Below are 23,922 nucleotides of genomic sequence, written 5' to 3' on the forward strand. Positions count from 1 at the left end.
GGGCAACAGGATATGCGCGAAGCCGATGCCGGGCGGCCTCTCAGGCGCCGCCCAGGATCACGGTCCGGTTCGCCGCGTCGGCCTCCTCGAGCAGAAGTGCTCGCAGGAGGGGCCAGTCAGCAGCGGCGATCGCCGGAGTCCCGATTGAGATCTTTCGCTCGATCGTGACGCGATCGCCGTCGCGCCGCACGGTCAGGGTGAACCGTCCCGCCGCGTTCGCCACCTCCCGCGGCTCGGGAAGGGTGACGATCCGGCCGTCGTCGGGAAGATCCAACCGTACCCGCTGCACGAGCGGGCAGGGAAGGATGACGGGGGCGATGCGGCTCGTCTCGTAGAGACGAACGTCGCCATGCAGCAGCGCCAGCATGCCGCCGGGGGGATCGCCGGCGACGAGGCGCGTCCGCCCGCGGTCGTCCGGCTCCGGCGCGGAAACCGACAGCGGGAACGAGGTCGCCACGCGCTCGGGCGTGAAGCGGTCCGGGTCGAATCCGGCGGCCTCGGCGCCGGCGATGAGCGCGCCGGCGAGGGTTCCGAGGTGTTTCTCCGCGGCGCCGGGGGCGCCGGTCATCTCGTCGTAGGGCGAGAAGAGGCCGTCAGCTCGCAGGTATCCCCGCCCCGTCCAGCCGCCGTCATCGGCGGGCTCGAGAAACAGGTCGATCTCGAGGCCGGCCGGAGCCATCGAGCCCTCCGGGGCGCGAGGCGAATCGTCATTCCCGGGCTCCCAGGCAACTCGCGAGGCGAAGAGGTCGGCACCGGTGGCGAGGCTCCCGTCGACGGGATCGTAGAGGGCCGTGAAGGAGAAGCCGCTTCCCGAGACGTGGAGCAGGAGCCGACCGAAGGGGAAGAGGCCGGGGACGGTCTCGTCGATCGGGCCGGGGGAGGTTCCGACCAGCAGCGGGTCGGCCACGAGGCCGGCGGCCCGGAAGAGCCCCGCGGCGAGGACGAGGCGGTCGAGGGCGTGTCCGTAGGCCGTCTCCCAGGTTCTGCGGGCCGGTCGCGGTGCGGCGCGCCAGCAGGACGCGTCGGAAAGGACCGGTCGCACCGTCTCGTCGATGAAGGCGGCGACGCGCCGGGCGCGGGCCGCGTCCGACGGTTCGTGCCGCGTGAGTGCGGTGACGGTGTCGGCGAGCGCGAAACCGAGGTCGGCGGCCGCGGCGTCGACGGCCGTCGAGATCGCCAGGCCGAGGGCCGGCCAGTCGCGCCACGTCGACCAGGAGACGGCGGGAACCCAGCGCGCGGGATCTCCCGCGGGGTGCGCTCCGAGCGGCGCGAGAGCGGTCATCTCCCACCGCAGGATCGTTTCGCCGTTTTCGCCGGTGTCGCGTGACGGCGACGGCGCGCCGTTCGCCCCCGCGAATTGCGGCTCGGCGCCCGCCGGCAAGACGAGCTCGAGCTCGGCGACGACGGCCGGGTCGGATTGCCGGAAGATGAACCGTCCGTCGCTGCCCGCGCCGGGATCGATCCGCTCGGCGATCTCCCACGCCGTTTCGATCACGCAGGGGAGCTCCACCCCGTCGTGCAGGAGCATCGTCTCTCGCATCCCCGTGTAGTCGTCGGCCGTCGCCGCCGCGCGGGGCAGCGTCTCGACGACGGCGGTTTCGCTGATCCCGCTCTCGCTCGGCCACCACCGCCCGTCCCGCCACGTCCGCAGCAGGAGGACGTTCAGGGTCGACGTGTCGCCGTCCCGGGGGATGCGCAGGTCCGCGTGCCGGCGGATCGCGAGGCTCGTCGCGATCCGGACGACGCGGTGCACCGTCGTGCGTCGCGTGCCCGGCTCCGAGAGGTCGACCGTGCGGCTCTCGAGAAGCACGACGGCGTCGTGCGCTCCGAGGTCGACGGTCTCGCCTGCCCGCGCGAGAAGGGCGTCGAGGTCATGGCCTCGCGAAACGCCCATGACGGCGGCGCCGAGGGCCGACGCAAAGAGGGCCAGGAGCAGGCCGAACGCGACGGTTGCGGTGATGGTCGTGATCCGTGTCATCGGGCGCCTCCCTTCTGCACGCGGAATGTCGTCTCGCTCCACGCGGCCGCCTCGTCGACGGCGCGCTTGAACCCGGGATAGCCGTCCGGCGGTATCTGCCGCCGCCTGATCTCGGCCCGGCTCTCGATGACCAGATCGCGGCCGTCCATGCGGCTGCCGCCGGTGAAGGAGGCGTAGGTCTCGTCCACCGTGTCGGGGGCGGGCGTGTCTACCGCCTTCCAGTTCCGCGGCAGGCGGATCCGCTCGGAACCGTCGAGACGCTGCGTGTAGTAGAGGAAGACGTCCGTCTCGCGCTTTTCCGGCCGCCGCACCGCGGAGGCGCGGAAGAGGTTCCCGTTCCCCGTGACCAGGTTCATGAGTGGGCTCTCGAATTCGAGGCCCCCGTCGACCGGCAGGGCGAATCGCGGGATCCGGTAATCGATCTCGATCCACATGTCGCCGCTGAAGTCGTCCGCCTCGCGGTGGCGGACGCGGACCGCCTCGACGCGATTCCCGATGGAGGCGAGGAGGGCCGCGGCGGCGCCGTCGAGGTTCGCCCGCTCGCTCCCCGTCACCATGCGTCGCAGGCGGCCGTCGATGGCCCCCGACCCGTCGAGCCGGAAGCTGCCCTCGAGGGTGCCGTCCTGCTCGAGCTTCGCGAGGTGGACGACGCGGAGGGGAGAATCTTCAGGCGGGCTGTATCGGATGCGCGAGAGGGTCTCGCCCTCCGGCGTGCCGACGAGGTAGTGCTGCTCGGCCTCGAGGAGCGACCAGATCTCGTTGTTGTAGGGGACCCACGTGGGATCGTACATCACGAATGAGCCGTCGGGCTTGCGCAGGGCGCAGACGCAGTGGTTGAACTGGTCGGCGGGCACGGCGTCGATCCTGCTTCCCGCCATCGTCATGGCGGCGTAGGAATCCATGCCCGCGGCGCGCATCATCGTGATCAGCATCCCCGCGATGTCCTTGCAGACACCCGAGCGCTGTTCGAAGATCATCGAGCCGGGATGGAGGGTGAACCCTTCCCCCTCGCCCATCGTCTGGCCGCTGTAGCGGATGTTCTGGGCGACCCAGTGGAGGAGGACCTTCGCCCGGGTGTCCTCGGACGCGTTCTCGAGCCCCGCCCCGGCGAGTATCTCGCGCACCTTCGCCCGGATCGCCTCGTTCGGTTCGAACTGGTTCCGGTTGACGTCGAAGAACCACCGGCTCTTCGCCTCCCAGCTCTCCGCGGTGGCCATCACGACCTTCGTCGCGAAGTCGCTCGCCGCCGGCTGCGCCTCCTCGTGCGCGGCGGGGGCGAGGTCGAATCCCCACCAGGCGTACTCGGTACGCTCCCCGTCGTAGGTGGCGCTCGAGTAGAGGGGGCCGTTGTAGACCTCGGCGTGGAGCCGCTTGTCCCCGGGGAGGTTCAACACGGAGCGCTTCTCGAGAATCGGCGCCTCTCCGGCGAAGAGGACGATGTCGAAGTACTCGCCGGGCATCGGCGGGATATAGCGATCGTCATCCGGCGCGGCCGTCGAGTCGGCGGCGGCGGTGTCGGCCGGCGTCGCTCCCGCGGCCGCTCCCCCGAGCAGCGCGTAGGTGAATCCCTTGCGGAAGAGCCGCACCTCGATCCCGTCGCCGGGGCAAAGCCGCGGGAGCTGGAGGGTCTTGATGCGGTCCTTCCAGTAGATGGCGCGCTGGGGGGCGGGCAGGTCGCGAACCGCGGCGACGTCGACGGGAATCCGCTCGCCGCCGCGCACGACGTTCACCTCGCGCACCTCCACGTGGCTGCTCTGCGGGTCGTAGCCCCAGTCGAGCACCGATCGGTCGCGGCACCCGGCGGGGGTCAGGATCTTGTAGATGACGTACCGGTCGACGTAGGTGACGCCGGAGGGTTTCATCCGGTTGATCGCCTCGTCGAGGACGACGATCCAGTCGGCGCCCTCGTGGTCGGCGGCCCCGCCGGCCGCCGCGAGGCGCGAGAAGACGTCGGGGGGCGGTTGCTCTCCCGGCGGCGCGCAGGCGTCGTCGGCGCTGAGGGGCGCCGGCGCGGCGAACAGAAGGAGAAGGGCCGGGACGAGCGCCCGGAAGGCTTCGAAGTGGTGGCGATGCGATCGCACGGGGCAACCTCCCGTCTGGGGCGCGGGCAGGTCGGTTCCGACCGGCCCGCGGACGTGTGCACGCGGACAGGCGGCGAGTGTAACGCGTATCGGGCGCGGGGTCAAGCCGGCCTCTGCGGGCGCGGCCCGGGGGGGCGTCCCCTGACCGGACACGGATCAGATCCGGAACAGGTACTGCAGTTTGAGGAAGAACTGCCGGTCGGCGAGCGTCCACCCCTCGCGCCCGTCCAGGTCGAGCGCGAGGTCGCGGTAGGTGTGGGTCGAGCCGACGTAGAAGACCGTCAGGGAGTTGATCCGGTAGGTGAGAAGCGGGTCGACGTCCCACGTCTCCCCGCGGTCGTTGTACTGCGTGACGAGGCGCACCGAGAACTCGCGCGAGAACTGCAGCGACACGGTCGAACGGAAGACCGACTGGGAGAAGAGCCGCTCGCCCGAGTCGAGGTCGTCGGAGAAGAGGCGGCTGTAGGAGAGGGAGACCAGCATCCGGTCGATCGGGCGGATGTCGGCCCAGCCGCCGTAGGAAGTCTCCTTGCCCATCACGAGCTCGCGGCGGGCGATGCGGTGGCCGTAGTTGATGTTCGCGCCGAAGTGCAGGCGGCCGCTCGGCTTGGTGGAGAAGCAGGTGTGCGCCTGCCAGATGTCGTCGAACGGTATCCCGCGGAAGAGCTCGTTGCTGCGCATGTAGTACGAGTGCATCCCCGTCTGCGCGGCGCGGAAATAGATCTCCCCGCTCGCCATGATCCACTCGTCCTTCTTCACCCCGTCGAAGTTCCACTTGCGCACCGCATTGACGTTGCCGTTGACGTTCTCGATGATGCTGGTCTCGGCGAACCGGAGGATGCCGCCGAGGTTCGTATCGATCTTGCGATAGTTATTCGAGGGCTCGAAACCGTTGTCGGCGCGGAAGGTGGGGCTCAGCTCGGTGTAGTCGATCCCCGCCCAGTAATCGCCGGCGTTCCGTTCGATCTCCACGTTCAGGGCGTGCCCGGTGAATGTCTCGCCGTCGAGGCCGGCGGTGTGCTCGCCGCCGTCGAAGAAAGTCGTGTTGAAGGCGCTGTCGGCGAGGGCGAGGTTGTCGACCTCCCCGGTGTGCGAGACGAGCGCCTGCATCTCGATCTTGTCGCTCGGGGAAAGCCGCAGCTGGGCGTCGAGTCCGACGAGCGAGCCCGAGCCGCCGCCGTCGAATCGGCGATCGGTGGCGACGAGGCCCACGTGCGCCTGCTCGCCGAGGTCCCGCCGGTAGCGCAGGATGTTCGAGACGCTCTTGCCGTTCTCGAGAAAGCGGCTCTCCTCCTCGAAGGGGAGGATGATCACCGAGTGCTCGTCGTATGCGGAGAGAAGCGCGAGGCTGCTCGAACCGCCCCGCCAGGTCAGCTTGCCCGCCACCGACGGATCGTTGATCGAGCGCGTGTAGACCGCGCTGAGGTACGTGTCGAAGAGGTCGCCCCCCTCCTGGAAGAAGGGGCGTTTCTCCGGGTAGAAGAGGGCGAAGGTGGAGTTGACGTCGATCTGGTCGGCGTCGGACTCGACCTGGCTGAAATCGGGATTGATCGTCGCCTCGGCGATGAGCTCGGAGGAGACGTCGTAGGAGATCCCCAGGGAGAGGTCGCCGTCGACGTCGTCGTTGCGGAACTCCCCGTCCTCGCCGAGCGAGCCGCTCTGGTAGGCGATGACCGCGGGAAGCAGATCGATGCCGCCCCCCTGCTCGACGCCCCGGATGCCGGTCATCGTGCCCCAGTTGCAGGGCCAGCAGTCCATGTCGCGGTCGTAGGCGGCCCATGAGTACTGGTAACGGCACTCGCGGGGGCGGTTGCGCCAGAAGTCGACGCGCCAGGTCTGCTCCTGCCGCCGCGGAAAGCGGAGGCTCTCGAAGGGGATGGCCATCTCGGCCCCCCAGCCGTCGGCGGTGACGCGGGCGGCCGATTCGAAGATCATGTCGTAGGTGATGTCCTCGCCGCTCGCCGAGGAGAAGAGGAGATCGCCCGGTATCCCGTACGGGTTCGTGGCGATCTCGTAGGCGTGGGTCGCCTCGCCGTAGGTGTCGATGCAGAGGATCACGTAGTCGCCCGAGAAGATGTCGTCGCGTTCGCAGAAGTAGCCGCGCACCGCCTCGGGATCGTCGTGGCACAGCCAGGCGACGTAGAGGTTCTCGTCGTCGTAGGCGATCCAGACCTCCGTGTCGACGGCCGGCCGGGTCTGGTCGCCGGGGTTGTGCTCGGCGAAGCCGTCCGCGCGGGCCGCTCCCCGCCAGCCGGCGTCGCCGAGAACGCCGTCGACGGCGATGGCGCCGGCGGCCCGGCGGATCTCGAGACGGGGATGGTAGACGGGCTTCCACTCGCCGCGGGCCTCGTCGGCGCGGGCGCCGCCTGCCGATGCGGACAGGAGGACGGATACGATGGTGACGAGGACGGTGCCGTGTTTCATCGATTCGCTCCCGGGCAATGCGTGACGGACGGGGTCTCCCGCACGTGGTGTTAAAAATATAACAGTATTACGTCCCGCCGCGCCAGAAGTTGCGGGGGAGCCGCGAGTTTTTTCGCCGTCGCCCGCAGCGCCTGTGGCGTCCCGGGCATGGCGGCGGGGCCGCGCCGAGGTCAATACACGGCGATGAGGGTCGGCCCCGGAAGGGATGTGATGTCTGTCGTCGACGCGATCTCGGCGTAGGCCCCGCCCGAGACGACGAGCCGGAATCCGACGTGCATCGCGCCGACGGCGATGGCGGCGTTGATCGCCTCGGTCATCAAACATGCGTAGGTCGTGCCCGCCTGGAGATCCGCGTCGGCGATCGCCTGGATGAGAAAGCCGGCGTCCCAGTCGCCGGTTCCGGCGTCGCCGTCGCCGGCGAAGCCCCAGAACTCGACGGATGTCGCACCGCCCGGGGTGGAAACGCTGGTGATGTTGAAGAAGAGGATCGCCTCGAGAACCGCGCCGGTCGCGATCGCGTCTAGCGGGAACTCGATAACGGCGCGATCGGTGTACCCGTCGGCGGCGCCGGCGAAGAGATGCCGCCCCGGGGGGCCGCCGAAGGCGATCTCGTCCGGCGCGCCGTCCGGCCCCAGGTCGCGTACGGTGAACTCGGCGTCCGGAGCGAGTCTGAGGTTCGCCACGCCGGTGGTGAAGGACCACGCGTACGGAACGCCGAGGACCGCTCCCTGGGCGTCGGCGATCCCCGGGTCGAGCCGCGCGGTGTAGAGGGAGTGGCCGGCGAGACGCGAGCGCGGCGAGAGGGTCGCCGACCGTTCGCCGGTGGCCACCGTCGCGTCCACCGGCCCGGTCGGGCCGTCGAGCGTAAAGGAGCCGGAGGAGATGGTCGACCGGTCCATGAACCGGTCGAAGAAAACCGTCACGGCGGCGTCCACCGGCACGAGCGTGTCTCCTTCGGCCGGCGAGGTCGCCAGCACCCGCGGGGCGCCGTCCGGGGGCAGAAGCGCGTCTTCGTCGCAGCCGGCCGCGGCGGCGAGCAGGACGGAGATGACGAGGAACGGCAGGAGCCTCGTCGGTGCCGCGGTTCGGCGCATCGGTGCGGGTCCGGTCGCTCGCCGTGCCGGTCGCGTGTTCCTCATGGAAGGGCCCTCCTGTCTGTCCGGTTAAGGTGACGGTCCGATGATGCCGCGCGGTGTCGGTGTCATTCGTTGCCCCGGCGGATTCTATGCCCCGACAACCCGTCAGTCAATACCGCATGGTGCCGCCGCGGCGCTTGTGAACGGGCCCCGCAGGCGTTACAATACACGGATATCCCCCCTCGCGGCACGGTGGCGCCGTTTGCGGGCGCTGAAGGAGCGGCATGATCACGGTCGACGGCATCTCGAAGAGCTACGGTTCCCAGGAGCTGTTCAGGCAGGCGAGCTTCAAGCTGACCGCCGGGGAGCGGCTCGGCCTGGTGGGCAGGAACGGGTCGGGGAAATCGACCCTCTTCCGTTTGATCACGGGCGAGGAGGAGCCGGATGCCGGCCAGATCGTCGTTCCGAAGAACTACGCGATCGGCTGCGTGGACCAGAGTCCCTCCTTCGCGGCGGCGACCGTCCTCGAGGAGGGATGCGCGGGGCTCGCCGCCGCCGAGCGCGACCAGGTGTGGAAGGTGGAGAAGGTCCTCGCCGGCCTGGGTTTCACGGCCGCGGACATGCGCCGCCCGCCCGGCGAGCTCTCCGGCGGTTTCCAGGTGCGGCTGAACCTGGCGAAGGCCCTCGTCCGCGAGTACGACCTGCTCCTTCTCGACGAGCCGAACAACTACCTCGACATCACCTCGATCCGCTGGCTCACCAGTCACCTCCGCGAGTGGCGCGGCGAGCTCATCCTCGTCACGCACGACCGCGCCTTCATGGACCACGTGGCGACCCACACGATGGCGATCTACCGCAAGACCCTGCGGAAGATCCGCGGCGACACGGGCAAGCTCTACGACCAGCTCGCGCAGGAGGAGGAGGTCTACGAGAAGACCCGGCTCAACGACGAGAAGAAGCGCAGGAAGGCCGAGCTGTTCATCCGGCGGTTCCGGGCCAAGGCGCGGCTCGCCGGGATGGTCCAGTCGCGGATCAAGTCGCTCGAGAAGCAGGAGAAGCTCGAGCGGCTCGAGCAGGCGAAGGATCTCGACTTCTCCTTCTCCTCGCGGCCCTTCAACGGCAAGCCGGTGCTGAACGTCACGGGGCTCTCCTTCGGCTACGACGCCGGCTCGCCCCTCTTCGACGACCTCTCCTTCTCGGTCGGGCCCTGGGACCGGCTCTGCGTCGTCGGCCCGAACGGGAAGGGGAAGACGACGCTCCTCAAGATCCTCGCCGGCCGGCTCGCCCCGGACGGCGGGGAGATCTCGTACAACCCGACGGTCGCGACCGCCTGGTACGAGCAGACGAACGTCTCCGAGCTCTCGCCGGAGCGGACGGTCGTCGAGGAGATCCTCGCCGCCGATCCGGCCGTCGACGGCCAGCGGGCCCGGAACATCGCCGGGATGATGATGTTCGAGGGCGACGCCGCACTCAAGAAGATCCGCGTCCTCTCCGGGGGCGAGAAGAGCCGGGTGATGCTCGGCCGCATCATCGCCACGCCGGTGAACGTGCTCCTCCTCGACGAGCCGACGAACCATCTCGACATGGAATCCTGCGACGCGCTCCTCGAGGCGCTGAATGCCTTCGAGGGCGCGATCGTGATGGTCACGCACAACGAGATGCTCCTCGACGGCCTCGCCGAGCGGCTCGTCGTCTTCCGGCGGGGCGGCGCGCGGCTCTACGAGGGGAGCTACTCGCGCTTCCTCGACGCGGTCGGCTGGGAGGAGGCGGCGGGCGCGGAGCCGGACGAGGCGGAGGAGAAGCGGCTCGCGCGTCGCGTCGATCGCAAGGAGATGCGCCGCCGGCGCTCCGAGTTCGTCAGGGAGCGGTCCCGGTCGCTCCGGCCCCTCGAGAAGGAGATCGAACAACTCGAGACGGCGATCGTCGAGGCCGAGGCCGAGCTCGAGACGCTCCACGAGGCGATGGCCGCCGCCGTCGAGACGGGGGACGGGGAGCGGATCGCCGGACTCTCGAAGCGGACGCACGCCTGCCGGAGCGCCGTCGAAGAGAGCTTCGAACGGCTCGAACGGGCGCACGCGGTGTACGAGGAGGAGAAGAGGCGGCTCGACGGCCTGCTCGACGCCCTCGGCGACGACGCGTAGCCCGCCGGGATCGCTCCGGCGCGGCCGACGCGCACGTACCGCTTGACACCGGCGGCGCCGCTGCTATTATTACGGGTGCCCCGCAACCGGAGGAAGAGAAAGACGATGAACACGATACGACGTTTCAGGAAGTGGATACTCGGCGCGGCGCTGCTCGCGATCGTCCTGGGCTACGTGCTCCTCGACCAGGGCTCCCTCTCGGCCGCGCCCCTGCTTCTCGTCCTCGGCTACTGCATCCTCGTTCCCGTCGCACTCGTCTAGGGATGGGCGGATAGCTCAGCTGGTCAGAGCGCCTGCCTTACAAGCAGGAAGTCGGAGGTTCAAGTCCTCTTCCGCCCACCACGCTTTTTGCCTGCCGCCATGAACGCGATTGCTCCGGGCACAGGGGCGAGGCGGCATCGGCGCCGGTATCAGATTTCCCGCAATGAATCGATGACAGGGCTTTTCTCCCGCAGGAGTAAAGTTTTGTTTACTATGTGGGCGCTCGATCGAATATAATCCGAGTAGTATTGTCAGGTATTGGTTGGCGGGCTTTCGGCAGCCGGAACGCCGTGGAAAGGAGCGTGGAGTGGTCTATTCATCGGGAAATGCATCGGTTGTGAAGCTTCTTGCAACAGGATTGCTTCTGGGCGCCATGATGATGTCGGCGTGCAGCGATTCGGATACGGGATCGGAGCCGACGGTCGACACGACGGATCCGACGATCGCACTCTCGGCCTCTGCGAATCTTGTTCTATCCGATGGAAATGTCCTCTACACGGCCGATGCTTCCGACGACGAGGGGGTCGTGCTCGTCGAGTTCCATGACGGCGCCTCCATGATCGGCAGCGACGATACGGCCCCGTTCGAGCTCGATGTCGCGTATGCCGAGTCGGACAACGGCCAGCACCACCTGTGGGCGACGGCCGAGGACGACGCCGGCAACACGGCGAGCAGCGACACGGTCACCGTGATCGTCGCGATCAACGTGACGGCCGGATTCGTCAACCCCGGCTTCACGGACGATGCGAGCGGCTGGACACTCCACAATTTCGACGAGTGGAGCGGCTGGACGGATGAAGCCGGGAATCCGCCCGGATGCATGCGGCTCAACGAGTACGGCACCTGCGAGGTCGATCCGGGGATCGAGCAGGAGGTCTCCGGGTTCGTTCCAGGTCTGACGTACGAGATCACCGGCGAGTACCGGCCGTACGTGAACTGGATCGGGAACCAGTTCGCCGAGAGCTTCGTCGTGACCGCGGACAGCGTCGTCGTCGGATCGTTCGCGCGCGGTCCCAACGGTCTGGACTGGTCGCCCTTCACGGCCGAGTTCACGGCCACCGCGTTCACGCACACGATCGGGTTCTGGGCGGAATATAACTGCGACGACTCCTCGTACGAGCTCGACAACGTCTCGCTCTCGATCAAGACGGAGTGAGAGCGGAACAGGATCGTCGTCGGCGGAAGCGATAGAGAGAGACCCGGCCGCCCCGCAGGGGCGACCGGGTCTTTTCGCATGCGATGATCTCCGCGCCGCGCGTTCTCACCGCAGCAGCATGAGTTTCCTGGAGAGGGTCTCGCCGCCGATCGAGACGCGGCAGAAGTAGACACCCGAGCTCACCGGCCGGCCGATATCGTTCCGGCCGCTCCACTCGGCGCTGTAGTCGCCCGCCGGGCGCACGGCGTTCTCGATCGTCCGGACGAGGCGCCCGTTGACGTCCCAGACCTGCACGACGACCCGGCCCTGCCGGGGGACGCTCCAGGCGATCCGCACGGTCGGGTTGAAGGGGTTCGGCCAGGCGGCGAGCGAGGCCGTCCGCGCGGGGGCCGCCGGCTCGTTCTCCTCCGGCTTCAAAACGGGCGGGCAGATCACGAGGACAGAGCCCGTTCCCTCGAAGGTCTTCTCGCCGACCGAGCCCGTCACGGCCAGCGGCACGTCGCCGCCCATGCCCTGGAGAAGCCCGATCACGGCCTGCCGGTCGAATTTGACCATGCGGTCGGGGATGCCGTCGTCGTCGCAGTCGCCGACCGATGTCGGTTTGGCCGCGGCCGGGACGGTCCCCCCGAGCATCACCGTCGACACGTCGATCGTCGACGGATCGAATCCTTCCATCAGCTCGATGTGGCAGGTGATCCAGCGGCCCTTGCTCTTGAGGTTGAGGGTTTCGGGCGCGATGTCGACCGTCGCCGGCACGTCGACGTCGTAGCGGGCGACGAAGCCGTCGGTGAGACCGGCCGAGACGCGGTCGCCGCCGCCGAAGTCAACCGTTTCGCTGAAGAGTCCCGCGAGGTAGAGCCCCTCGCGCGGATCGAGGACGATGCCCTGCACCCGCTCGCGGCCCGCGCCGCCCCAGGCGCCGTCCCAGAGCCATGCGCCGTCTCCGCCGAGCTCGAGGAGGACGATGTCGGCGTCCCCCGCCGAGGTGCGTTGCCCGCCGCCGAAGTCGACCGTCTCCTCGAAGTTGCCGGCGACGAAGACGTGGTCGTCTCCGAGGAGGGCGATGTCGTAGGCGAAGTCGGCGCCCTCGCCGCCCCGGACGGCGTCCCAGAGATAACCGAACGCCGTGTCGAGCTTCACGACGGCGATGTCCCACGATCCGGCGGACGAGCGGGCACCGCCGCCGAAGTCGACGTCGCGCGAGAAGTAGCCGGCCACGTAGACGTTCCCCGCCGCGTCGAGGGCGACGCCCCACGGGGCGTCCTCGCCCGGGCCGCCCCAGGTGTAGTCGCGGACGTATGCGCCGTCGGCGTCGAGCCCGACAGCGCGTACGGTCCGGCGGCCCCGGTGTGGACGTACGGCGGGCCGGGGGTGTTCTACGCCGGCGCGACCCAGGGCGGCGCATTCAGGCTCCCGAACGGCAACACGCTCGTCTCGGCGGTCATCCTCGGCTGGACCTTCGAGGTGACCGTCGACGGGACGATCGTGTGGGAGTACGAATTCGGCAACAACTGCGGGCGCGTGCCCCGGTACTGGACCCCGACCGCCGTGGAGCCGCAGGCGCCGCCGCTGCGCGGCGCGCGGTTCCTGCCGAACTACCCGAACCCCTTCAATCCCGCGACGACGATCGGGTTCTTCCTCGAGGCGCCGGGCCGCGTGCGGATCGACGTTCTCGACGTCCGGGGCCGCCGCGTGGCCGTCCTGACCGATCGCCGCTACGGGGCGGGGGAGTCCTTCGTGGTCTGGAACGGGTGCGACGCGGCCGGCGCCGCTGCCGCCTCCGGCGTCTATTTCGTGCGGATGCGGGCGGGATCGGGATCCACGGAGACGCAGAAGGTCATCCTGCTGAAATAGACGCGTTCCTCACCGGCCGGGAGCCGCCCCGGCGGCCGTCCGTAACCTCCCCGAAAAAAATGCGACGTCGCACCCGTGGGCGTGTATAATCGACAACCCGTCGGCATGCAAAGGAAGCGACACTGTTCGGAAATCGACCGCAACGCCTGGCGCTCGCCATCTCCATACTGATCCACCTGCTCGTATTCGCCGCCTGGCGGCCGATGAGCAGGCTGATCGAGCCCCCGGCCGTGGAGATCGGGACGCCCGATCAGCCGCCGCTCGTCTTCGAACTGGTGGAAACGCCCGAGGACGCCATCCGGCGGCGTCCCGACGAGGCGCATCTCCTCTCAGACAAGAACGCCGTCGCCCGGGACGAGCGACCGTCGAACGAAGACGACGGCGTCCCCTACAGCGAGGGGCTGACCGAGCACCGGGTCTTCGCGGGCGGGGCAAACGCGGAGAGCCCCCCGGCCGAGGACGGACAGGCGAGGCGGCCCGCCGAGCCCGGCGCCCGGACCGATCCCGCGCCGGAGGAGGGGATCGACCCGGCGGCGGAACACATCCCCGCGGAGAGGAGGGACCACGGACCTGCCTCCGACAGGGATTATCTCGTGCAGGCGCATCGCGAGTTCCTCGCCGCGCACGGGCAGTACATCGACGACGCGAGCTACGACCAGCGGGTCCTCGGCGCCGGGGAGATGGGCGGCATCTCGCTCAACACCTACGCATGGGACTACGCCTCGTACATCCTCGACATGAAGCGCAGGCTCCGGGAGAACGTGCATCCGCCGGGGGCCTTCACCTACCTCGGCCTGATCAGCGGAGACACGGTGATCCGGTTCAGGGTGATGCCCGACGGCTCGGTGGCGGACATCGAGGTGATCGGTTTCAACGGCCATCGCTCGCTGATGGAGACGAGCGTGACGGCGGTTGAGCTGTCCTCGCCCTTCCGCCCGCTGCCCGCCGATTTCCCCGAGGACTATCTCGAGTTGATGTGGACGTTCAGTTACCTCGTTCGGCGTTGACGACAGGAGGGAGACACGGACATGACAGAGATCTTCGCGGAACTGCAGAAGGGGGGCATCGTCATGATACCCCTGCTCGCCGCCTCGGTGCTGGGGCTCGCCGTCTTCATCGAGCGGCTCGCCGCCCTGCGGCGGCGGAAGGTGATCGTGCCCGAGATCGTCTCGGCGATCGGGCGGATCGAGGACGCCGACGACCTCCGCGTCGCCGAGCGCATCTGCGAGGCCAACCCCGGCGCCTTCGCCGGCGTCGTCCTCGCCGCGCTGCGCAACCGCGGCCTGCCGCGGGACGAGCAGCGGGAGGTCGTTCTCGACCAGGGACGGCAGGAGGTGCGGAGCCTCGAGCGAGGGCTCGTCGTGCTCGAGACGATCGCCTCGGTCGGACCGCTTCTCGGTCTGATGGGCACGGTGATCGGCATGGTGAAGGTCTTCAACGTCATATCGCGCGTGGGGATCGGGCAGGCCAACATCCTCTCGGGCGGGATCTCCGAGGCGCTGATCACGACGGTCACCGGTCTGGCGGTCGGCATCCCGGCGCTCGTGGCATACAACTACTTCACCTCGCGGGCCGAGGGCCTCGTCCTCGACATCGAGAAGCACACGACCTCGCTGATGCACCGCATGCGGGCCGTGGCGGGCGGGAACGGGGAGATGCAGGATGCGGTTTGATCTCAAGCAGAAGCGGCGGGCGGCGATCAACATCACCTCGCTGATCGACGTGCTCTTCCTGCTCCTCATCTTCTTCATGGTCTCCTCGACCTTCCTCGAGCAGCCGGGGATGAAGCTCGACCTGCCGGCGGCCGAGGCGGCCGAGGCGGCGCGCGCCGGGAAGCTCACCGTCTTCATCGGTCCCGGCGGCGAGATCCTCTTCGGCGACCGGGCCGTGCCGGTCGACAGCCTCGAGGCGGCGATGCGCGAGGCGGTCGCCTCGGCGGACGATCGGACGCTCGTGCTGAAGGCCGACCGCGACGCGCGCCACGGAACGGTGGTGCAGGTGATGGACATCGCGAAGCGCGCGGGGCTCGAACGGCTCGTGGTGGCCACGCAGGCGGGGGAGAGGTGAGGAACGAGGGCGCGCGCTCCCCGTGGGCGTCGGGAACGGGACGCCGCCGACCTGGTGTAAAGGATCGTTGACATTTCTCGCCTCCCCGGCGGCACGTCGCCGGGGAGGTTTCTCTTTGCGTATCCCGCTGTAGACAGCATCGATAGCGGATATCTGGGCGAGAGGCCTTGACGGCGGCGGGAGCGACGTATATAATTTGACTTGATGGTTAAATTATCTGGTTAATCCGGGGGGCGCGCATGCCGGACTCGACGGGGCGGGGGCGAACGACCGAGGAGCGGATCCTCGAGGCGGCCACCGGCGTGTTTCTTCGCGCCGGGCAGGCCGGCGCCCGCATGCAGGAGATCGCCGACGCCGCCGGCATCAACAAGGCCCTTCTCCACTACTACTTCCGGTCGAAGGAGCGGCTCTACCGCACCGTCCTCGAGCGGGAGATCGCCGCCTTCCTCCGCGGCGTCGTCGGCTCGATCCCCGAAACGGACGATATCGAGGCGTTCCTGCGGGGGATGATCGGCACCATCATCGACCGCCTCGCCGGCAATCCGCAGGTCGTTCGCTTCATCACGTGGGAGCTGGGGCGCGGCGGACCGGTGGCCCGGGAGGTGATCCGGGGCGTCATCATGGAGGGTTCCGGCGAATCGGTCTACAACCGCTTTCGCGGACTCGTGGCGAGGGAGGTCGCCCGGAGACGGATCAGGCCCGTCGACCCGGATCATCTCCTCTTCAGCGTGCTGGGGATGTGCCTGTACGTCTATCTCGCCGCCCCGATACTCTCGGCCGTCTTCCCCGGCGTCGATCCGGGAGATGCGGCCTTCGCCGAAACGCGGAAAGACGAGGTCTTCGAACTCGCGTGGCGCGGCATCCGCGCCGGGAAGGAGGCGGGCGATGCGTAGCCCGGTCCGCGCGTTGTCGATCGCGGCGATCGCGCTGTTTCCCGTCCTCGCGGCCGCCGAGACGCTGTCGCTCGAACGGTGCCTGGAACTGGCGTCCCGGCGCAACCTCTCGCTCATGCTCATGGAGGAGCGCGTCGCGGCCGCCTCGGCCGAAATCGACGCGGCGCGGGCCGCCGCCTGGCCCGTGCTCCATGTCTCCTCGGGGGTCTCACGGGTCTCCGAGCTCGCCCGCCTGGATCTCGGCCGGCTGACGGGGAGGCCGGGTGGAATCGATATCGGCGTCCGCGACACCTACGACTTCGCCGCGGCCGTCTCCATGCCGGTCTTCACGGGATTCCGGACGAGAAACGAGATCCGCGCGGCCGGGGAGCGCCGCATGCAGGCGCTCGGCGAGACCGCTCTCCTGCGCGATGCCGTCCTGCACGGAGTCCACCGCCTCTACCGGACCCTCGAGGGAAATCTCCACGAGCAGGAGGCGCTCGCCTCGAGCGTCCGGCGCATCGACAGCCACCTGCAGCTGGCGCGGCGGCTCCTCCGGCAGGGACAGGCCTCGGTCTACGACACGCTCGAGGTCTCGGGTCGGCTTCTCGAGACGAAGACGGCCCTCGCGCGCCTCGTCCGCCGTTTCCGCGCGACGGCGGCGGAGCTGGCCGCGCTCGTCGATCTGCCGGCCGTCGACTCCATCGAAACGACCGGCGACGTCGAGGCGGCCCTCGACCTCGCCCCGCTCGACGAGCACATCGCCCGGGCCCTCGCCTGCAGACCGGAGCTGGCCCTGCTGGAGCACGCGATCCGGGAAAAGGAATTCCTTCGCGCCGCGGCGGCGTCCGCATGGTGGCCGCAGGTGCGCGCCGGCGCCTCGTGGCACTACGCGCGCCCCGGCGTGGATTTCTTCTCGGAGGACTGGATGGACTACTACTCGCTGTCGGTGGAACTGCGCTGGGAGGTGTGGAACCGCGGCCGGCGCGCGAACGAGATCCGCCGGATCGACCATGCCGTCCGCATGTCGCGCATCGAGCGCGAATCCGCCGCCGCAGACGTCCGCCGCGAGGTCGTCGCCGCGTGGGAGGAGGTCGCCGGCGCACGGGAGCAGCTCCTCATGCAGCGCCGGCTCGTCGCGCAGGAACGGGAACGGTACCGCATCGTCCTCGAGCGGTACGGAGAAGGTCTCGCCACCTCCTACGATCTGCGTGACGCGGAGGAATCGCTCACGTCGGCGGAGGTGCGTCTCAGGCGGGACCGGATCGATCTTCTCGCGGGCAGGGCCACGCTCGCCCGGGCGACGGGGCGCATCGATCCCCGGCCCGGCGGTTGAGCACGGGGCCCGATACCGACAAAACGGATGGCACGGGAGGTTGACAAATGAAAGCGATCGGATGCGCCGCCGCGGCGGCGATTGCGCTTCTTTTCGGCTCGTGCGCAGGCGACGGGGAGGGCGGGTACACCGGCGTCGTCGAGGCGACGAGCGTGCAGGTGCCGGCGCTCACCGGGGGCCTGCTGGTGGAACGGCTCGTCGACGAGGGGAGCCGCGTCGCGGCGGGCGCGGTGATGGCGAGGATCGACACGACCGAGCTCTCGTACGAGCGGCGCAGGCTCTCCGCGGCGATCGACGAGGTGGCCGTGCAGGAGGCGACGGCCCTCACGGCGCGCGAACGCGCGCGCAGCGAGCGTAACTATTTGCGCGAGCGCCACGACAGGCTGGCCCGCCTGCTCGAGGAAAAGGCGGCCACGCGGCAGGCCGTGGACGATGCGACCAACGCGCTGCAAAACGCCGGGTCGGCTCTCGAGACGTCGTCGCAGGCGGTGCGGTCCGTCGAGGCGAGGAGGATGCAGCTCGAGGCGCAGCTCCTCTCGATCGGCAAGCGCATCGGGGATGCGACGATCGTCGCCCCCCTCGGCGGCATGGTGACGGAATGCTATTTCGAGCCTGGCGAGGCCGTGCCGGCGATGCAGGCGGTCTTCGAGGTGATCGAGACGACGGAGGTCCAGGTGAAGATCTACGTCGGGGAGGAGACGCTTCCCTCGATCTCCGTCGGCGACACGGTGAGCGTCCACGCGGACGGCCTCGATCGCCGACTCGCCGGCGTCGTCGACTGGATCTCCCCGAAGGCCGAGTTCACCCCGAAGCAGATACTCACGCCCGAGACGAGGACGAGCCTCGTCTACGCGGTCACGGTGGCGATCGACAACCCCGACGGCGTTCTCAAGCACGGGATGCCCGTCGAGGTGCGGCGGTAGGGACCGCCCGGCCGGGAAGGGGACGGCATGGCGACCGACGCCATACAAATCGAGGCGATGCAAAAGCGGTACGGCGACGTCGAGGCCGTGCGGGGAATCACTTTGTCGATCGGGGAGGGGGAGCTCTTCGGGTTCATCGGTCCCGACGGGGCGGGGAAGACGACGCTGATGAGGTCGATGTGCACGCTCCTCGAGCCGGACGGGGGACGGATCCTCGTGCGCGGCATGGACGTCTCGCGCGACGTCTACGGCATCCGCGCCGTTCTCGGCTACATGCCGCAGCGGTTCTCCCTCTATCCGGACCTGTCCGTCGAGCAGAACATGCGGTTCTTCGCCGACCTCTTCGGGGTGCCCGCCGCCGATCGCGACGAGCGGATCGAGGAGCTCTACCGGTTCTCGCGGATGGCGGCCTTCAGGAAGCGGAAGGCGGCCGCCCTCTCCGGCGGGATGAAGCAGAAACTGGCGCTCTCCTGCGCCCTCGTCCACCGGCCGGAGGTCCTCGTTCTCGACGAACCGACCTTCGGCGTCGACCCGGTCTCCAGAACAGAGTTCTGGTCGCTGCTCGGGCGGATCCGCGCCGACGGGACGACCGTCGTCGTCTCGACGGCATACATGGACGAGGCGGACCGCTGCGACCGCGTGGCCCTGGTCTTCGATGGCGACGCGATCGCGCTCGGCACGCCCGCCGAGCTGAGAGGCCGCTATCCCTGGCCCCTCTTTCGCGTCACGGGACGGGACGTGCGGGGGCTCCGCTCCTTCTTCGCCGACACCGGCGCGGCGCGCGACATCCAGCTCTTCGGCGATTCCCTGCACGTCTCCTTCGACGGCGAGCCCCCGCGGGAACGACTGGGAGAGTGGCGCTCGGTTCTCGGGGACCGTCTCGATGAATGGACGCGGATCGAACCGTCGATCGAGGATCTCTTCCTCGACCTCCTGAGGGGAGATCGATGATGACCGGCGTCATGGTGCGCACGAGGGATCTGACGAGGCGCTTCGGCGATTTCACCGCGGTGAACCGGGTGAGCATCGAGGTGCGCCGTGGCGAAATCTTCGGCTTCCTCGGCGCGAACGGGGCGGGCAAGACGACGATGATCCGGATGCTCTGCGGCCTCCTCTCGCCGACCTCGGGGGAGGCGGTCGTCGCCGGGTTCGACGTCCGCCGCGACAGCGAGCAAATCAAGAGCCGGATCGGGTACATGAGCCAGCGGTTCTCCCTCTACGAGGATCTCACGATCGAGGAAAACATCGAGTTCTACGGCGGGATCTACGGGCTTTCCGGCGCGGCGATCGGCGAGCGGAAGAAGGATCTGCTCGCGTACCTCGGCCTCGAGCGCCACGCGCGGACGCTGACGCGCGATCTGCCGCTCGGATTCAAGCAGCGGCTCGCCCTCGGGACGGCCCTTCTCCACGATCCCGCCATCCTCTTCCTCGACGAGCCCACCTCCGGCGTCGATCCCCGCGTCCGTCGCGCCTTCTGGGACGTGATCCACGAGGAGGCCGAGCGTGGCAAGACGATCTTCGTCACCACCCACTTCATGGAGGAGGCCGAATACTGCCACCGGATCTCCATCATGCGCGCCGGAGCGGTGATCGCGCTGGACGGTCCCACGGCGCTGAAGCGGCGGTTCGGCAAGGAGAGCGTCCACGACGTCTTCATCGAACTCGCCGCGGAGGGGGGGGAGCGATGAAACGCGCGTCGTTCGGGCGGATCGCCGCCCTCGCCCGCAAGGAGCTGCTGCACATCTGGAAGGACCCGCGGACGCTGGGAATCGTCTTCCTTTTGCCGACCATCCAGCTCATCCTCTTCGGCTACGCCTTCAACATGGAGATCGGGGAGATCCCCCTCGTCGTGATCGATCACGATCGTTCGGTCGATTCGCGGCTCCTCGTCGAGCGCTTCGCCGGGAGCGATCTCTTCTCGTTCGACGCGCGCGAGGCGGCGGTCGACGACATCGCCGACCGCTTCCGCGCGAGGACGGCGCGGGCCGCTCTCGTCGTGCCGCACGATTTCCAGCGCCGGCTCGGGCGCGGGATGACGGCCGAGGTCCAGGTCGTCATCGACGCCGCCGATCCGAACACGGCCGAGCTCGTCAGGAACTACGCCGGCCGGGTGATCGCGGCATTCGACGCCGATCGCCGCCCCCGGGCGGTTTCGCCCTTCGAGACGCGGACGGCCGTCCTCTTCAACGCGAATCTCGAGAGCGCCTTCTTCTTCGTGCCGGGGATCGTGGCGATGATCATGGTGATGATCTGCGCGCTCCTCACCTCGATCACGATCGCCCGCGAGAAGGAGACGGGGACGATGGAACAGATCCTCGTCTCCCCGGTCCGCCCGCGGGAGATCATCCTCGGCAAGGTGCTGCCGTACATTTTCCTGGCATTCCTCGACGGCCTCGTCGTGCTTTTGCTCGGCATCCTCCTCTTCGACGTTCCCTTCCGCGGGAGCGTCTGGCTGATGGCCGCGCTCTCGACCCTCTATCTCCTCACGGCGCTGAGTCTGGGGCTGATGATCTCGACGCGGGCGCGCACGCAGCAGGTGGCGATCATGCTCGCCCTCACCGCGACGCTCCTGCCGACGATCATGCTCTCGGGGCTGATGTTCCCGATCGATTCGATGCCGCGCCCCCTGCAGTTCGTCACCTACCTCGTGCCGGCGAGGTACTATCTCCTGATCATCCGGGGAATCATGCTGAAGGGAAGCGGCATCGCGCATCTCTGGCGCGAGGTGGCGCCGCTCGCCGTCATGACGACGGTCCTGCTCGCGTTCTCCGTGCGCCGGTTCGGCCTGAGACTGGAGCGATGAGATGAGACGGATCCTCGTCATGGTACGCAAGGAGTTCAGGCAGATCTTCAGGGATCGCCCGATGATGGCGATCATCTTCCTGATGCCGGTCGTCCAGCTGCTCGTCCTCTCCTTCGCGATCACCACCGAGGTCAAGCACGTCGATCTCGTCGTCGTCGATCTCGACAACGGCGCGGTCTCGCGGGAGATCGTCCGCGCGTTCGCGAACACCGATCGATTCGATCTCCGACCCGCCGCGGGCGGCCTCGCCTCGATCGAGGACGGCATGCGCGGCTGGGAAGCGCAGGTGGGCCTCGTGATCCCGCCCGGATTCGGGCGCGACCTGGCGCGCGGGCTCCGTCCGCAGGCCGGCCTCGTCATGGACGGGGTCGACGGGAACGCGGCGAGCGTCGCCATGGGATACGCGGCCGGGATCCTCTCCGGCGCCGTCGCGCCGCCGGCGGGCCGGTTGCGGCCGGCCGCGGCGGTCGCGATGCGGGAGCGGATGTGGTTCAACCCCGATCTCGATTCCAAGGACTACATGGTGCCGGCGATCGTCGTCGTCCTCCTCACGATCCTGCCGCTGATGCTCTCGGCGATGAGCCTCGTCAAGGAGAAGGAGATCGGCACGCTCGAGCAGCTCCTGGTGACGCCGCTGGGCAAGCGGCAGCTCCTCGCGGGAAAGCTCGCGCCCTTCCTCGTCCTCTCCTACGCCGAGCTGGCCGTCGTCACGACGGTCGCCGTGCTCGTCTTCGGCATCCGGATGAACGGCAGCTATCTCGATCTCGCCGCGGCCGCCTTCGTCTACCTCGCCACGACGATCGGCCTGGGGATCTTCGTGTCGACGATCACCGGGACGCAGCAGCAGGCGATGTTCGTCGCGTGGTTCTTCGTCATGTTCATGATCCTGATGAGCGGATTCTTCATCCCGATCGAGAACATGCCGGCCGGCGTCCGGGCGCTCACTCTGCTCGACCCCATGCGCTATTTCGTCTCGATCGTCCGCGACGTCTTCCAGAAGGGCACGCCGCTGTGCGAACTCTGGCGCGACCTCGCGCCGATGGCCGTCTTCGGCGCGGGGATATTCACGCTCGGTACTTTCTCCTTCAGGAAACGCGTGGGGTGAGGCGGGAGCGGGCGGGCGGTCAGAAGCGGACGATCTCGATGCCGCGTCGGCTCACCGCCGCGGCGAGCCGGCGCCCGGGATCGACGAGCGCCGGGTGGCCGAAGAGGGCGAGGAGCGCGAGATCGGACGGGCGATCGCCGTAGGCCCAGGAGCCGGCGAGGTCGAACGAGCCGTCGCCCCACCGGCGGCGCGCGATCTCCGCCTTCGCCCCGCCGTACGGATGGATCCCCTCGATGTCGCCCGTGTATCTGCCGTCCTGCACGAGGAGCGTCGAGCCGATCGCCTCGTCGGCGCCGAGATCGTCGCGGAACCGTTCGATCAGGCAATCGAGCGTCCCCGAGAGGAAAACGATCCGCCGCCCGCTTTCGCGGTGGCCGGCCACGAGCCGGCGCGCCGCGGCGGGGATGCGGGGCGCGATCGACCGGGCGTAGCAGTCGGCCGCCATCGCCCGGATCGTCTCCGGGCGTTTTCCCGCCAGGTAGCCCTTGTTCGCCTTTGCCGCGGCCACCGTTCCCCGCGGAAGCGTCCGCAGAAAGCGGCCGACCCACCGCGCGCCGTCGGCGGGTGTCAGCACGCCCCGGGCCGCGAGCCAGCGGATGAAGATCGTCTCGGCCGAGCAGCCGGGCAGGAGGGTGCCGTCGATGTCGAAGAGGGCGAGCGTGCGTTTCATCGGCCTAGTCCCCGTCGCGGAGATCCCGCGGAAAACGCTTCTCGAGGAGGTATCGCCGGCCGTCCCAGAGGACGGGCAGCCCCCGGAGAAGGCACATGACGAGCACGACCCAGGCGAGGATCCTGCCGGCGAGCTCGAGCCCCGCCAGGAGATCCCGGGGGACGGCGAACGCGTAGCGGGTTATCGCCCCGCGCAGGGCGATCAGGCCGCCGAGCCAGCAGAAGATGACGGCCTTTGCCGCCCCGTACAGTCCCCGGCTGAAACGCGAGGCGACGAGCAGGCGCGTCAGGGGCGATCGCATCATCGTCTTTTCCCCGAAGGCGGTCTGTCCCTCGGCGAAGGCGAGGCTCCGCATCGAGTCCGTCAGGAAGCCGCGCGCGATGACGACGAGGGGAATCCAGAGGGAGATCATGCCGGTAACGGCGAAATAGACCCAGAAGACCATCTCGACGATGCGGTCGCCCGTGATGTCGAGGAGGGCGCCGAGATCCGAGGAGGTGCCGCGCCGCCGGGCCACCCACCCGTCGAGGGCGTCCATCCAGATGACGAGGAGCGTGAGGAGGAAGGCGGCGATCTGCCCGCGCACGTCGGTTCCGTAGAGGAAGACGGCCACGAAGACGAAGAGGATGCGGGCGAGCGTGATGATGTTGGCGGTCATGACCTCACCTTCCGCGGGCGCGCGGCGCGTTCCGCCGGGTCGAAACGCGGCGCCGTCCGGCGGGGCCGGCGCCCCGCGCGATCGTCTGTCGTCGGTCGGTCCCCCGTTCCGGACGCATTGTACGCGCGATGCGGCGGAACGGGCAACGCAATTCCCGCCGGGCGGCGCGGCCCGCGGAAAATCGGCCCTTGAATCCGGCGCCCGCAAGGGCAATACTGAAGAACAGTTCCGGGCGCACGGCGGCGCGGCAGCCGCCCGTCGCCCGGTTCGTTTGCCCTGACACGAGGGACGGCGCTCGGAAAAGACGCCGCCGCCCGGCAGCCCGCCCGCAAGGAGGAACCGCAGCATGAAGACCACGACGGCGATCGCCCTCGCACTCGTTTTGACGGCGACGCTCGCCGCCGCGCCCGCCGCGGCATGCACCAATTTTCTCGTCACGAAGAAAGCGTCGGCCGACGGCTCGACGATGATCACCTACGCCGCCGATTCGCACGAGCTCTACGGCGAGCTCTACCAC

At 68.9% G+C, this 23,922-nt stretch carries 22 protein-coding genes and 1 tRNA gene; 16 read left to right on the plus strand and 7 right to left on the minus strand.

All coding sequences use genetic code 11. The annotated features are described in order from the left end of the window. Positions 1–40: 40 nt before the first annotated feature. The 4 genes from JW876_05860 to JW876_05875 form a co-directional block, all read right to left on the minus strand. The gene (locus JW876_05860; protein MBN1885030.1) at positions 41–1,978 is read right to left on the minus strand and encodes a DUF3857 domain-containing protein; all 1,938 of its coding nucleotides are present in this window, start codon (positions 1,976–1,978) and stop codon (positions 41–43) included. Then, positions 1,975–4,059: a DUF3857 domain-containing transglutaminase family protein gene (locus JW876_05865; GenBank protein ID MBN1885031.1), complete on the minus strand. Its 2,085-nt coding sequence runs from the start codon at positions 4,057–4,059 to the stop codon at positions 1,975–1,977. Before JW876_05865 ends, JW876_05860 begins: the two co-directional genes overlap by 4 nt. A gap of 156 nt (positions 4,060–4,215) precedes the next feature. After that, positions 4,216–6,483 carry a carbohydrate binding family 9 domain-containing protein gene (locus tag JW876_05870; GenBank protein MBN1885032.1) on the minus strand — a complete coding sequence of 756 codons (2,268 nt, stop codon included), beginning with the start codon at positions 6,481–6,483 and terminating at the stop codon, positions 4,216–4,218. 170 nt (positions 6,484–6,653) lie between these two features. Then, a complete protein-coding gene (locus tag JW876_05875) occupies positions 6,654–7,577 on the minus strand; it encodes an Ig-like domain-containing protein (protein ID MBN1885033.1) in 924 nt (307 codons plus the stop codon). Between the two features lie 266 nt (positions 7,578–7,843). Here JW876_05875 and JW876_05880 point away from each other — a divergent pair, with 266 nt between their 5' ends. From JW876_05880 to JW876_05895, 4 genes are all read left to right on the plus strand, one after another. Next, a complete protein-coding gene (locus JW876_05880; GenBank protein ID MBN1885034.1) occupies positions 7,844–9,700 on the plus strand; it encodes an ATP-binding cassette domain-containing protein in 1,857 nt (618 codons plus the stop codon). Between the two features lie 105 nt (positions 9,701–9,805). Next, the gene (locus JW876_05885; GenBank protein ID MBN1885035.1) at positions 9,806–9,961 is read left to right on the plus strand and encodes a hypothetical protein; all 156 of its coding nucleotides are present in this window, start codon (positions 9,806–9,808) and stop codon (positions 9,959–9,961) included. A 4-nt stretch (positions 9,962–9,965) separates the two neighbouring features. Further along, a tRNA-Val gene (locus JW876_05890) sits at positions 9,966–10,042 on the plus strand. Between the two features lie 292 nt (positions 10,043–10,334). After that, the gene (locus JW876_05895) at positions 10,335–11,117 is read left to right on the plus strand and encodes a hypothetical protein (protein ID MBN1885036.1); all 783 of its coding nucleotides are present in this window, start codon (positions 10,335–10,337) and stop codon (positions 11,115–11,117) included. A 105-nt stretch (positions 11,118–11,222) separates the two neighbouring features. On the opposite strand, the gene JW876_05900 is transcribed toward JW876_05895, so the two are convergent. Next, on the minus strand, positions 11,223–12,335 hold the full coding sequence (locus JW876_05900; protein MBN1885037.1) for a T9SS type A sorting domain-containing protein: 1,113 nt from the start codon (positions 12,333–12,335) through the stop codon (positions 11,223–11,225). Positions 12,336–12,464: 129 nt separating this feature from the next. On the opposite strand from JW876_05900, the gene JW876_05905 reads away from it, so the two are divergent. The 11 genes from JW876_05905 (at position 12,465) to JW876_05955 (ending at position 22,077) form a co-directional block, all read left to right on the plus strand. Next, positions 12,465–12,971 (plus strand): T9SS type A sorting domain-containing protein, encoded by a 507-nt coding sequence (locus tag JW876_05905; GenBank protein MBN1885038.1) that lies wholly within the window; start codon positions 12,465–12,467, stop codon positions 12,969–12,971. A 203-nt stretch (positions 12,972–13,174) separates the two neighbouring features. After that, entirely contained in the window at positions 13,175–13,978 is an 804-nt protein-coding gene (locus JW876_05910; GenBank protein MBN1885039.1) for a hypothetical protein, read from the plus strand. A 21-nt stretch (positions 13,979–13,999) separates the two neighbouring features. After that, positions 14,000–14,644: a MotA/TolQ/ExbB proton channel family protein gene (locus JW876_05915; protein ID MBN1885040.1), complete on the plus strand. Its 645-nt coding sequence runs from the start codon at positions 14,000–14,002 to the stop codon at positions 14,642–14,644. Beyond that, positions 14,634–15,038 (plus strand): biopolymer transporter ExbD, encoded by a 405-nt coding sequence (locus JW876_05920; protein MBN1885041.1) that lies wholly within the window; start codon positions 14,634–14,636, stop codon positions 15,036–15,038. Before JW876_05915 ends, JW876_05920 begins: the two co-directional genes overlap by 11 nt. 239 nt (positions 15,039–15,277) lie before the next feature. After that, positions 15,278–15,931 carry a TetR family transcriptional regulator gene (locus JW876_05925; GenBank protein MBN1885042.1) on the plus strand — a complete coding sequence of 218 codons (654 nt, stop codon included), beginning with the start codon at positions 15,278–15,280 and terminating at the stop codon, positions 15,929–15,931. Then, entirely contained in the window at positions 15,924–17,246 is a 1,323-nt protein-coding gene (locus JW876_05930; protein ID MBN1885043.1) for a TolC family protein, read from the plus strand. The genes JW876_05925 and JW876_05930 overlap by 8 nt, the downstream gene beginning before the upstream one ends. A 47-nt stretch (positions 17,247–17,293) precedes the next feature. Next, positions 17,294–18,169 carry an efflux RND transporter periplasmic adaptor subunit gene (locus tag JW876_05935; GenBank protein MBN1885044.1) on the plus strand — a complete coding sequence of 292 codons (876 nt, stop codon included), beginning with the start codon at positions 17,294–17,296 and terminating at the stop codon, positions 18,167–18,169. Between the two features lie 27 nt (positions 18,170–18,196). Beyond that, complete coding sequence (locus JW876_05940; GenBank protein MBN1885045.1) at positions 18,197–19,120, plus strand: ABC transporter ATP-binding protein; 924 nt, start codon at positions 18,197–18,199, stop codon at positions 19,118–19,120. Beyond that, positions 19,120–19,857 carry an ABC transporter ATP-binding protein gene (locus tag JW876_05945; protein MBN1885046.1) on the plus strand — a complete coding sequence of 246 codons (738 nt, stop codon included), beginning with the start codon at positions 19,120–19,122 and terminating at the stop codon, positions 19,855–19,857. The genes JW876_05940 and JW876_05945 overlap by 1 nt, the downstream gene beginning before the upstream one ends. Next, positions 19,854–20,972 carry an ABC transporter permease gene (locus tag JW876_05950; GenBank protein ID MBN1885047.1) on the plus strand — a complete coding sequence of 373 codons (1,119 nt, stop codon included), beginning with the start codon at positions 19,854–19,856 and terminating at the stop codon, positions 20,970–20,972. The genes JW876_05945 and JW876_05950 overlap by 4 nt, the downstream gene beginning before the upstream one ends. Before the next feature lies 1 nt (position 20,973). Continuing rightward, positions 20,974–22,077 (plus strand): ABC transporter permease, encoded by a 1,104-nt coding sequence (locus JW876_05955; GenBank protein MBN1885048.1) that lies wholly within the window; start codon positions 20,974–20,976, stop codon positions 22,075–22,077. 19 nt (positions 22,078–22,096) lie between these two features. Here the strand turns inward: JW876_05955 and JW876_05960 are convergent, their stop codons facing one another. Then, the gene (locus JW876_05960) at positions 22,097–22,747 is read right to left on the minus strand and encodes an HAD-IB family hydrolase (GenBank protein MBN1885049.1); all 651 of its coding nucleotides are present in this window, start codon (positions 22,745–22,747) and stop codon (positions 22,097–22,099) included. Between the two features lie 4 nt (positions 22,748–22,751). Next, positions 22,752–23,405: a CDP-alcohol phosphatidyltransferase family protein gene (locus JW876_05965; GenBank protein MBN1885050.1), complete on the minus strand. Its 654-nt coding sequence runs from the start codon at positions 23,403–23,405 to the stop codon at positions 22,752–22,754. Between the two features lie 346 nt (positions 23,406–23,751). Here JW876_05965 and JW876_05970 point away from each other — a divergent pair. After that, positions 23,752–23,922 (plus strand): C69 family dipeptidase (locus JW876_05970; GenBank protein MBN1885051.1); only part of this gene is annotated, 171 nt, incomplete at its 3' end.

Source organism: Candidatus Krumholzibacteriota bacterium, assembly GCA_016931295.1.
In the GTDB taxonomy this organism is placed as follows: domain Bacteria; phylum Krumholzibacteriota; class Krumholzibacteriia; order Krumholzibacteriales; family Krumholzibacteriaceae; genus JAFGEZ01.

What these genes read in the sequence shown, in the direction of transcription:
- JW876_05860 (MBN1885030.1), bottom strand. Translation starts at nt 1,978, where the DNA reads ATGACACGGATCACGACCATCACCGCAACCGTCGCGTTCGGCCTGCTC.
- JW876_05870 (MBN1885032.1), bottom strand. Translation starts at nt 6,483, where the DNA reads ATGAAACACGGCACCGTCCTCGTCACCATCGTATCCGTCCTCCTGTCC.
- JW876_05875 (MBN1885033.1), bottom strand. Translation starts at nt 7,577, where the DNA reads ATGCGCCGAACCGCGGCACCGACGAGGCTCCTGCCGTTCCTCGTCATC.
- JW876_05880 (MBN1885034.1), top strand. Translation starts at nt 7,844, where the DNA reads ATGATCACGGTCGACGGCATCTCGAAGAGCTACGGTTCCCAGGAGCTG.
- JW876_05885 (MBN1885035.1), top strand. Translation starts at nt 9,806, where the DNA reads ATGAACACGATACGACGTTTCAGGAAGTGGATACTCGGCGCGGCGCTG.
- JW876_05895 (MBN1885036.1), top strand. Translation starts at nt 10,335, where the DNA reads ATGATGATGTCGGCGTGCAGCGATTCGGATACGGGATCGGAGCCGACG.
- JW876_05910 (MBN1885039.1), top strand. Translation starts at nt 13,175, where the DNA reads ATGAGCAGGCTGATCGAGCCCCCGGCCGTGGAGATCGGGACGCCCGAT.
- JW876_05915 (MBN1885040.1), top strand. Translation starts at nt 14,000, where the DNA reads ATGACAGAGATCTTCGCGGAACTGCAGAAGGGGGGCATCGTCATGATA.
- JW876_05920 (MBN1885041.1), top strand. Translation starts at nt 14,634, where the DNA reads ATGCGGTTTGATCTCAAGCAGAAGCGGCGGGCGGCGATCAACATCACC.
- JW876_05925 (MBN1885042.1), top strand. Translation starts at nt 15,278, where the DNA reads ATGCCGGACTCGACGGGGCGGGGGCGAACGACCGAGGAGCGGATCCTC.
- JW876_05930 (MBN1885043.1), top strand. Translation starts at nt 15,924, where the DNA reads ATGCGTAGCCCGGTCCGCGCGTTGTCGATCGCGGCGATCGCGCTGTTT.
- JW876_05935 (MBN1885044.1), top strand. Translation starts at nt 17,294, where the DNA reads ATGAAAGCGATCGGATGCGCCGCCGCGGCGGCGATTGCGCTTCTTTTC.
- JW876_05940 (MBN1885045.1), top strand. Translation starts at nt 18,197, where the DNA reads ATGGCGACCGACGCCATACAAATCGAGGCGATGCAAAAGCGGTACGGC.
- JW876_05945 (MBN1885046.1), top strand. Translation starts at nt 19,120, where the DNA reads ATGACCGGCGTCATGGTGCGCACGAGGGATCTGACGAGGCGCTTCGGC.
- JW876_05950 (MBN1885047.1), top strand. Translation starts at nt 19,854, where the DNA reads ATGAAACGCGCGTCGTTCGGGCGGATCGCCGCCCTCGCCCGCAAGGAG.
- JW876_05955 (MBN1885048.1), top strand. Translation starts at nt 20,974, where the DNA reads ATGAGACGGATCCTCGTCATGGTACGCAAGGAGTTCAGGCAGATCTTC.
- JW876_05960 (MBN1885049.1), bottom strand. Translation starts at nt 22,747, where the DNA reads ATGAAACGCACGCTCGCCCTCTTCGACATCGACGGCACCCTCCTGCCC.
- JW876_05965 (MBN1885050.1), bottom strand. Translation starts at nt 23,405, where the DNA reads ATGACCGCCAACATCATCACGCTCGCCCGCATCCTCTTCGTCTTCGTG.